Origin of the sequence: Streptomyces sp. NRRL F-2580 (assembly GCF_000720115.1) — a bacterium.
Classification (GTDB): Bacteria; Actinomycetota; Actinomycetes; order Streptomycetales; family Streptomycetaceae; genus Streptomyces.
In genome coordinates this window covers 23,840-33,589 of record NZ_JOIR01000053.1, presented here as the reverse complement: position 1 = coordinate 33,589, position 9,750 = coordinate 23,840, and the positions used below count along the sequence as shown (strand labels likewise).

At 74.2% G+C, this 9,750-nt stretch carries 6 protein-coding genes; 4 read left to right on the top strand and 2 right to left on the bottom strand.

The genetic code is table 11. The annotated features are described in order from the left end of the window. Nucleotides 1-74: 74 nt before the first annotated feature. Nucleotides 75-1,013 carry a TauD/TfdA dioxygenase family protein gene (locus IF88_RS0136330; protein WP_030722787.1) on the bottom strand — a complete coding sequence of 313 codons (939 nt, stop codon included), beginning with the start codon at nucleotides 1,011-1,013 and terminating at the stop codon, nucleotides 75-77. A 1,864-nt stretch (nucleotides 1,014-2,877) separates the two neighbouring features. On the opposite strand from IF88_RS0136330, the gene IF88_RS0136325 reads away from it, so the two are divergent. After that, nucleotides 2,878-3,990: a MerR family transcriptional regulator gene (locus IF88_RS0136325; protein ID WP_078893368.1), complete on the top strand. Its 1,113-nt coding sequence runs from the start codon at nucleotides 2,878-2,880 to the stop codon at nucleotides 3,988-3,990. A gap of 22 nt (nucleotides 3,991-4,012) precedes the next feature. Here IF88_RS0136325 and IF88_RS0136320 read toward each other — a convergent pair whose 3' ends face one another. Then, nucleotides 4,013-4,594, bottom strand: coding sequence for a hypothetical protein (locus tag IF88_RS0136320; RefSeq protein ID WP_158754806.1), 582 nt, complete (start codon nucleotides 4,592-4,594; stop codon nucleotides 4,013-4,015). 132 nt (nucleotides 4,595-4,726) lie between these two features. On the opposite strand from IF88_RS0136320, the gene IF88_RS0136315 reads away from it, so the two are divergent. From IF88_RS0136315 to scpA, 3 genes are all read left to right on the top strand, one after another. After that, nucleotides 4,727-5,347, top strand: a complete 621-nt coding sequence (locus IF88_RS0136315) for a hypothetical protein (protein WP_030722777.1) — start codon at nucleotides 4,727-4,729, stop codon at nucleotides 5,345-5,347. A 353-nt stretch (nucleotides 5,348-5,700) separates the two neighbouring features. Then, nucleotides 5,701-7,566, top strand: coding sequence for a methylmalonyl-CoA mutase family protein (locus IF88_RS0136310; RefSeq protein WP_030722775.1), 1,866 nt, complete (start codon nucleotides 5,701-5,703; stop codon nucleotides 7,564-7,566). Then, entirely contained in the window at nucleotides 7,563-9,746 is a 2,184-nt protein-coding gene (gene scpA / locus IF88_RS0136305; RefSeq protein ID WP_030722773.1) for a methylmalonyl-CoA mutase, read from the top strand. Before IF88_RS0136310 ends, scpA begins: the two co-directional genes overlap by 4 nt. The last annotated feature ends 4 nt before the right edge of the window (nucleotides 9,747-9,750 follow it).

The window sequence follows — 9,750 nt, the reverse complement described above, 5'->3', positions numbered from 1 at the left end:
GGGGGGGTGCTGGGCGGGGCGGAACGGGGTCGAGCAGGCGGAGGCGGTCAGGCGGGGCCGGTCAGGCGTGGCGGTCAGGCAGTTGTGGAGGCGCCGGACGGGATGCCGAAGGCGGGGTCCGGGACGGTCTCCGGGCTGATCAGGCGGGAGGGCTCGCCGTCGGGACCGACCGGGACGTCGCCGTCGACGGTGACGCGGCGCAGGGTGCGCTCGTGGTCGTCGGAGTCGTCCACGCCGTAGTGCTGGGTCGCGCGGTTGTCCCAGATCGCGACGTCGCCCGTCTGCCACTGCCAGCGGACGGTGTTCTCGGGGCTCTCGATGTGCGACTGGAAGAGGTCCTGGAGGACGCGGGAGTCGCGGCCGGTGAGGCCCTTGATCCGCTGGACGAAGTTGCCGAGCAGCAGGGTGCGTTCGCCTGTCTCGGGGTGGACGCGGACCACCGGGTGCTCGGTGAGGAACTTGGTGGAGGTGAACACCTCGCGGTACTGGGCCAGGGCCTCGGGGAGGGCGTCGGGCTTGAGCGCGGCGTAGTCGTACTCGTTGGAGTGCACGGCGCGCAGGCTGTCGGCGAGGGCGCGGAGCGGCTCGGGGAGGTTGCCGTAGGCGGTGGCGGTGTTGGCCCAGAGGGTGTTGCCGCCGTACGGGGGGATGGTGACGGCGCGGAGGACGGAGAAGGCGGGGTAGGCGGGGACGAAGGTGACGTCGGTGTGCCACTGGTTGGCGCGGGCGCCGTGGTGGGAGTCGATGCCGAGGGCGTAACGGCCGTCCGCGGAGGGGACGGTGGGGTGCGCGACGGGTGCGCCGAGCAGCTCGGCGAAGGCCTCGTGGGAGGCCTCGTCGAGGTGGTCCTGGCCGCGGAAGAAGACGACCTTGTGCGCGAGGAGGGCGGCGCGGATCTCGGCGACGGTGCCGTCGGGCAGGTCGCCGCCGAGCCGTACGCCGCCGATCTCGGCGCCGATGCGGCCGCCGATCTTGGTGACGGAGACGGTGGGGGCGGGAAGGGTGGTGGCCATGGGAGCTCCCTGCTGAGGACTGGCTGCGGGCGGGCTGGTCGCCGCAGCGGCGGAAACGGAGTGACGTGGCGTGACGTGGTGCGGCGTGACGTGGCGTGGTGCGGGCGGTACGGCTGCGGGGGGCGGCCCCCGAAGGCGCGGAGGCCCCTCGGGAGCCCGGCCGCCCCGCCGCCGGCCCCTCCGACGTCAGGGCCCCGGTCCGAGCGACCCCGCATACGGCCCCCACCCCGGGAGGACACCCTGGCGGGCCGTCCCGGCGGACAGCCCCGCCGGATGCCGCGCCGGCTGGGCACCCCTGGTGGAGCCCCAGGCCGCCGGTGAGGTCCATCCCCGATGGAGATCCGTCCGGTGGACCACCCTGGCGGGGCGACCGTCCCGGCCGAAGCCTCCCGGTAGGGCGAGCCGTCGGGACCTCCCCGGCGGGGCGTACCGCGCCGTGCGTGGTGCCCACGGCGAGCCACCCCGATACGAGGCACCCCTGGGGCCTCGGTGGAGCACTCGCCGCGGTCACCCACACCGGTTGCCCCTGCCGGAACGGCGGCCCTTGGTCGGGCACCGTCCTGGCCGGACAACCCCGGCGCGAGATCTCCCCCGGCGGATTCCGGTGGACCACCCGCCGTGGGCACCACGCCGAAGCGGTCCTGCCGGAACGGCGGCTCCTGGTGGGGTGCCGTTCTGGTCGGACAACTCCGGTGCGGGGCCGCCCCGATGGGTTCCGGTGGGGCACCCCCAGGGGCGCCGCGCCCGGGCCGTCCTGCCGGGACGGGGGGCCCTGGTTGGGGACCACCCAGCTGGACAACTCGGCACGTGGCCACCCCGGCGGGTTCCGGGTGGGGCACCCGCCAGGGGCGCCGCGCCCGGGCGTCCTGCCGGGACGGGGCCCCTGGTTGGGGACCACCCAGCTGGACAACTCGACACGTGGCCACCCCGGTGGGTTCCGGCTGGGCACCCCCCAGAGGCGCCGCGCCCGGGCGTCCTGCCGGGACGGGGCCCCTGGTTGGGGACCACCCAGCTGGACAACTCCGGTGCGGGGCCACCCCGGTGGGTTCCGGTGAGGGACCCGCCGGGGCCGTCCCGACGGAAGGGCGTCCCCTGGTTGGGGGCCCTCCCGGTGCGGGCATCGGTACGGCATCGCGGGGGCGTCGGTGGAGCAGACGTTGGGGGCGTCCTGGGAGGCGTCCCCGGTGGGGCATTGGTGACGGGATTCGGCCCTGTCGGGCGCCCCGGTCAGGGGGCCGAGTCGGGATGGGCCGGTGCGGTACGTCCCCGGTCAGGGGAGCCGGGTCGGGGAGCCCGCCTCGGGATGGCAGCCCTCGGGCACCGGTCCGGTGACGTGGCGTCCCGGGAAGGCGGTCCTGGTGGGCGCCGGCCCGGGAGAGCGCGCGCCCCGGGGGTCGACCCGCAGGCGCGGTCCGGGAGGGCGCGTCCCGGGGGCCGGTCCGTGGAGGCGGTCCGGGAGGGCGCGTCCCGGGGCGGGCCCGTGGGGCGGGGTCCGGGAGGGCGTGCGGGCGGGGGTCAGGCCGTGGGGGCCGGACAGCGGCCCGGACACTCGCCCGGCTCGGTACAGAGGCCGGGGGTGTGGAGCCGCGTGGCGAGGAGTTCGGTCGCGGACATGGCTCGGAGACTGTCAGCGCCCCCGCCGCCGGTCAACCCCCTCCCGCGGCCCCCCGGGGTGGCCGGAACAAACCTCTCACCTGACCCCGTACAGCTGCTGTGACCTGCGGATTCCGTCGATCCGGCAGATCATCCGCACGGCCGTCGGCGGCCGAAAATCCATGGCTGGATTTCACGACCCCGCAACGCCGCCGCCACGGTTGACCCTCGACCTGGTGGAGGGCGCAGAGTTCTGGGTGTGGAGAGCGAGATGCGCAGCATTGGCGAGATGGCCCGGGACAGCGGACTGGGTGTCAGCACCCTGCGGTTCTACGACGGGGCCGGCGTGCTGGTCCCGGCCTGGGTGGATCCGGTGAGCGGCTACCGCTGGTACGGCCCCGAACAGCTCGAAGAGGCCGGCCTGCTGGCCCGGCTGCGGCGGGCCGGCATGCCGTTGGCGGACATCCGGCTGGTGCTGGCGGGCTGGTCGGGTGCGGACACCGACCTGGTGCGCAAGCTGCTGGAGGCACACCTGCGCCGTCTCGAACGGGGGCTGTCCGATGCCCGCAGCGCGTTCTCCGCCGTCCGAGCGCTCCTCGACCGCAGGGAGAAAGACCCGATGACCGTACTCCGCACCGCCGCCACCGGCACCGGCACCGGCACCGCCGATGTCCGGCCGGCCGTTTCCGCCCCCGCGCTGGCCGCCGCGCTGGACGCGGTCCGCTTCGCCGCCGGCACCGATCCGGAGCTGCCGATGCTCGGCGGCGTCCTGTTCGACATCGAGGGCGACGCGCTCCGCGTCGTGGCCACCGACCGGTACCGGATGGCTGTCGCGCGGACCGCCACCACCGGCTACGGCGGGCCCCGCGTGCAGGCCATCGTGGCGTCCCCGCTCGCCGACGCGATGCGGGCGCTGCTGACCGACGACGCCCCGGTCCGGCTGGCCGTGGACGGTGACCGCGTGACCTTGGAGGCGGGGGACCGGCAGACGGCCGGCCGGTGCGTCGGCCACGAGTTCCCCGACTACCGGCGTCTCGTCCGCCTGCCGGCGGGGCGCCGCGCCCTCGTCGATGTCGCGGCCTTCCGGGAGGCGGTGGAGACCGGCCCGGTCCGTACGGGTGAGGCGCTCGGGCACGACGGTGTGACCTGCGACCTCAGCGTGCTCAAGGTGACCGCCGACGGCGGGGTGAGCGTCTGCGAGGACGGCGACGACGACCCGGCCCGCGTCGCCGTCAACCGCGATTTCCTGCTGGACGCCCTCGCCGCCGGAGCCCGCGACCGGCTGGTCCTGGAGGTCGGCGCCCCCACCGCGCCCCTGGTGATCCGCCGGACCGACACCGAGGACGCCTATTCGCTGCTGATGCCCGTCCGCCTGGAGGACTGAGCACCCAGGCCCGCCGGCCCGCTCAGGCCCGGGCCCAGGTGCGCAGGAGCGACTCCCGCTCGGCCGGCCTGGGCGTACCCTCCGGGGCGTGGTCGCGGCCCCAGGCCTCAAGGGTCCGGGGGTCCGCGGTTCCCGCGACGAACCGGGCCAGCAGCTCCTGGGAGAGGGCCGTCTCCCCGGCGCCGTAGCCGGCGACCGCGGCGTACACCGTCACCTGTTCCGGCCCGTTCTCCGTCTCCAGCCGCAGGGTCATCTCGGGCGGCCCCTCGCCCGTGAAGGCGCCGAGCGCGGCCGAGACCACCGCCCCGAGGAGCTTCGAGGCGCGGCCCGACGGGCCCTCGACGGGCACGTCCTCGACGACCGCGGAACGCAGTCCTTCCCACGCCCACGCACGGTCGCCGTCGGGGTCCACCGCTTCCGGCCCGTCGCCGGTCAGCCGCACGCAGCCCCCGAGGGCGTTCGGCGGAGACCCCACGTACACCGCGTCCGGGGTGATCCAGAACAGTCCGACCATCGCCACAACCGACTCCCGCCACTCGCGCCCTCGCACCACGGGCTCCACCGGCCCGCCCACCACCCGTACCGCCGGGGCGGAACGGATCACCGCAGACACGCCCGGGGCGGGCCCGTCCGGATGCCTCCGGACCCGTCGGGGCGGACGCTGGGAGGGCGGGCCGGGAACCGCACGTGATCGTCCGTCCCCGGCGCCGCCACCACGCCGGAGGAAGTGATCTGCATGACCGACCGTTCTCGGACGCGCCGCCTCCTGATGCTCTCCGCCCCGGCTGCCCTGGTGGCCGCGGGCTTGCTCCCCTCCGCCCCCGCGCTCGCCGCCCCCACCCTCTGCGCCCCTCCGACCGCGTACGTCGGCGTCGTCACCGCGGCGCCCGCCGTGGAATGGGTGAAGACCACCGATCCCCCCAGTGGCATCACGGCCGAGCTGCCCGGAAAGGCCAAGGTGCGGAAGGCCTCCGTGCCCACCGCCGCCGGCGAGTCGGTGGAGGCCCGCGCGTACGGAGTGGACACCCCCGAGGGAGCCGTCGGCTTCACCGTCCACGACATGCCCGGCGACCAGCTTTCCCTCGACGAGGCCCTCCAGGGCCTCACCAGCATGTACGAGCAACTCGGCGGCGAGCCCCTCACCAGCACCGACGTCAAGAAGACGACGGTCGACGGCCGCCAGGCCATCGACGCGCGCCTCTCCACCGAGGAGGACGGCGAGCACCTCGTCGGGTGGGTGCGCGTGATCGGCGATGACGACCACCTCGTGCAGGTCCTGACCCTGGGTCCCGAGGCGGACGGGAAGTCCCTGAAGGGGATGCACGACCGGGTCGTCGACAGCATCCACATCCCCTGACCCGGGACCCCGGGTCCCGCGACCGGAGCCGGGACCGGAGCCGGGACCGGACCCGGGGCCGGCGCTTCTGTCGGAAGTCTTCAATCCGGCGGTCGCGGGCGTGAGCGCACGGGAAGGCGTCCCGTGCGGCAGAGGTTCCCGGGAGAGCGGGGGCGCCGCGACGGAGCGCTCGCCCGCCCGTGGAGATCTCCGGCGGATCGTGGTAACGCGCGCGGGTCCGGCCCTACTCTCCAGTACCTCGGCAACGGCGCTGCTCAGCCCTGTGGCCAAGATCCTTGTCGGATCTCACGAGAGGGCGAGATCACACCGGACGGTATGGTGCGCCTCAACCGCCCGCCCCTAGCATTCGAGCCATGACGGTCCTGCCTGACGACGGGCTCTCCCTGGCCGCCGAGTTCCCTGACGCGACGCATGAGCAGTGGCAGCGCCTTGTAGAAGGCGTACTGCGCAAGTCGGGCAAGGAAGCCTCCGGCGAGGCCGCAGAAGATGCGTTGTCCACCCCTCTCGAGGACGGGCTCACCACCCGCCCGCTGTACACCGCGCCGCCCGACGGGACGGCTCCCGACACCGGTTTGCCCGGCTTCGCCCCCTTCGTACGCGGAGGCAGGCCGGAGGGCACCACCGCGAACGGCTGGGACGTGCGCCAGCGCCTCGCGGGCACCGATCCGGTGCGCGTGAACGAAGCGGCCCTCGCCGACCTGGAGAACGGGGTCACCTCCCTCTGGTTCACCGTGGGCCGGGGCGGCCTCCCGGTCGACGGCCTCGCGCGGGCGCTGGAGGGGGTCTACCTGGACCTCGCCCCGGTCTCCCTGGACGCGGGAGCCCAATACGCCGAAGCCGCCCGCGAGTTGCTGCGCCTGTTCACCGAGAGCGCGGTGGCCCCCGAGGTCGCGCGGGCCTCGCTGGGCGCCGACCCGCTGGGCCACGAGGCCCGGACCGGGGAAGCCCTGGACCCGGCCGCCGCCGTGGAGCTGGCCCGGGAGGCCGCCGCCGGCTGGCCCGGGGTGCGCGCCCTGACCGTGGACGCCCTGCCGTACCACGAGGCCGGCGGCAGCGCCGCCGAGGAGCTCGGCCTGTCCCTGGCCACGGGCGTCGCCTACCTGCGCACCCTCACCGAGGCCGGACTGAGCACCGAAGCCGCCCTCGGGCAGCTGGAGTTCCGCTACGCCGCCACCGCGGACCAGTTCCTCACCATCGCCAAGCTGCGCGCCGCGCGCCGGCTGTGGGCCCGTATCGCCGAGGCCTCGGGGGCCCCGGAGGCGGGTGCCCAGCTCCAGCACGCGGTGACCTCGCCGGTGATGATGACCCGCCGCGACCCCTGGGTGAACATGCTGCGCACCACCGTGGCCTGCATGGCCGCGGGCGTGGGCGGCGCGGACTCGGTCACCGTGCTCCCCTTCGACCACGAGCTGGGCCTGCCGGACGCCTTCGCGCGCCGGATCGCCCGCAACACCTCCACCATCCTGCTGGAGGAGTCGCACCTGGCCCGGGTGATCGACCCGGCCGGCGGCTCGTACTACGTGGAGCGGCTCACCGACGAACTGGCCCACGCCGCCTGGGAGTTCTTCCGGACCGTCGAGAAGGCCGGCGGCCAGGCCGCCGCCCTGCGCTCGGGTCTGGTCGCCGAGCGGCTGGCCGCCACCTGGGCGGAGCGCTCCAAGAAGCTGGCCAAGCGCCGCGAACCGATCACCGGCGTCAGCGAGTTCCCGCTGCTGTCGGAGAAGCCGGTCGTACGCGAGCCCGCGCCCGCCGGGCCCACCGGCGGACTGCCGCGCGTGCGTCGCGACGAGGCCTACGAGGCCCTGCGCGCCCGCAGCGACGCGCACCTGGCGGCGACCGGCGCCCGGCCGAGGATCTTCCTCGCCGCGCTGGGCCCGGCGGCCGCGCACACCGCGCGGGCCACCTTCGCCTCGAACCTGTTCCAGGCGGGCGGCATCGAACCGGTGCACGACCCGGTGTCGGTGGACCCGGCGACGGCCGCCGAGGCCTACGCCGCGAGCGGCGCCGACGGCATCGCCGTGATCTGCTCCAGCGACGCGCTGTACGAGGAGCAGGCCGCGGCGGTGGCCGGGGCGCTGCGTGCGGCGGGCGCCACGACCGTCTTCCTCGCCGGCCGGCCGGGCACCGCAGAGGCTTCCGTGGACGAGTACGTCTTCGCCGGCTGTGACGCCGTCGCCGTGCTGTCCTCCGTACTCGACCGGATGGGAGTGCCGTCATGAGCATCCCCGATTTCTCCGAGCTGGCGCTCGGCTCCTCCGCCGCCGGGGTCTCCGAGGAGCAGTGGCGGGCCTCGGTGAAGGAGTCCACCGGCACCGCGGCCGCCGACCTGCTGTGGGAGACCCCCGAGGGCATCGGGGTCAAGCCGCTGTACACCGGGCGGGACCTGGAAGGCCTGGACTTCCTGCAGACGTACCCGGGCGTGGCCCCGTACCTGCGCGGCCCGTACCCGACGATGTACGTGAACCAGCCCTGGACGATCCGGCAGTACGCCGGCTTCTCCACGGCCGAGGAGTCGAACGCCTTCTACCGGCGCAACCTGGCGTCCGGTCAGAAGGGCCTGTCCGTGGCCTTCGACCTGCCGACGCACCGCGGCTACGACAGCGACCACCCGCGCGTGACGGGCGACGTCGGCATGGCGGGCGTGGCGATCGACTCGATCTACGACATGCGGCAGCTGTTCGACGGGATCCCGCTGGACAAGATGTCGGTGTCGATGACGATGAACGGCGCGGTGCTGCCCGTCCTCGCGCTGTACATCGTGGCGGCGGAGGAGCAGGGCGTCTCCCCCGACAAGCTCGCCGGGACCATCCAGAACGACATCCTCAAGGAGTTCATGGTCCGCAACACCTACATCTACCCGCCCAAGCCCTCGATGCGGATCATCTCCGACATCTTCTCGTTCACCTCGCAGAAGATGCCGCGGTACAACTCGATCTCCATCTCCGGCTACCACATCCAGGAGGCCGGGGCCACGGCCGACCTGGAGCTGGCGTACACCCTCGCCGACGGCGTGGAGTACCTGCGGGCGGGTCAGGCGGTCGGGCTGGACGTGGACGCGTTCGCGCCGCGCCTGTCGTTCTTCTGGGCGATCGGCATGAACTTCTTCATGGAGGTCGCGAAGCTGCGCGCGGCCCGCCTGCTGTGGGCGCGCCTGGTCAAGCAGTTCGACCCGAAGAACGCCAAGTCGCTGTCGCTGCGCACGCATTCGCAGACCTCGGGCTGGTCGCTGACCGCGCAGGACGTCTTCAACAACGTGACGCGCACCTGCATCGAGGCGATGGCGGCGACCCAGGGCCACACCCAGTCGCTGCACACCAACGCCCTCGACGAGGCGCTCGCGCTGCCGACGGACTTCTCGGCGCGCATCGCCCGCAACACCCAGCTGCTGCTCCAGCAGGAGTCGGGCACCTGCCGGTCCATCGACCCGTGGGGCGGCAGCGCGTACGTCGAGAAGCTGACGTACGACCTGGCGCGCCGGGCGTGGCAGCACATCGAGGAGGTCGAGGCGGCCGGCGGCATGGCGCAGGCCATCGACGCGGGCATCCCGAAGCTGCGCGTGGAGGAAGCCGCGGCGCGCACGCAGGCGCGCATCGACTCCGGACGGCAGCCGGTGATCGGCGTGAACAAGTACCGCGTGGAGAACGACGAGGCGATCGACGTCCTGAAGGTCGACAACTCCTCGGTGCGCACCCAGCAGATCGCCAAGCTGCGGCGGCTGCGCGAGGAGCGCGACGAGGGGGTCACGCAGGACACCCTGCGGGCGCTGACCAACGCGGCCGAGCGCGGGGACGGGAACCTGCTGGCCCTCGCCGTGGACGCGGCGCGCGCCAAGGCCACGGTGGGTGAGATCTCGGACGCTCTGGAGAAGGTGTACGGGCGGCACGCGAGCCAGATCCGTACGATCTCGGGTGTGTACCGCACCGAGGCAGGCGAGTCCCCGTCCCTGGAGCGCACCCGTGCGCTCATCGACCGGTTCGAGGAGGCGGAGGGCCGCCGTCCGCGCATCCTGGTCTGCAAGATGGGCCAGGACGGGCACGACCGCGGCCAGAAGGTGATCGCGTCCGCCTTCGCCGACCTGGGCTTCGACGTGGACGTCGGCCCGCTGTTCCAGACCCCGGCGGAGGTGGCCCGCCAGGCCGTCGAGGCGGACGTCCACGTGGTGGGCGTCTCGTCGCTGGCGGCCGGCCACCTGACCCTCGTACCGGCGCTGCGCGAGCAGTTGGCGGAGGAGGGCCGCGAGGACATCATGATCGTCGTGGGCGGCGTGATCCCGCCGGCCGATGTCCCGACGCTGCTGGAGATGGGCGCGACGGCGGTGTTCCCGCCCGGCACGGTGATCCCGGACGCGGCCCACGACCTGGTGACGCGGCTGGCCGCGGACCTGGGCCACGAGCTGTAGGCGG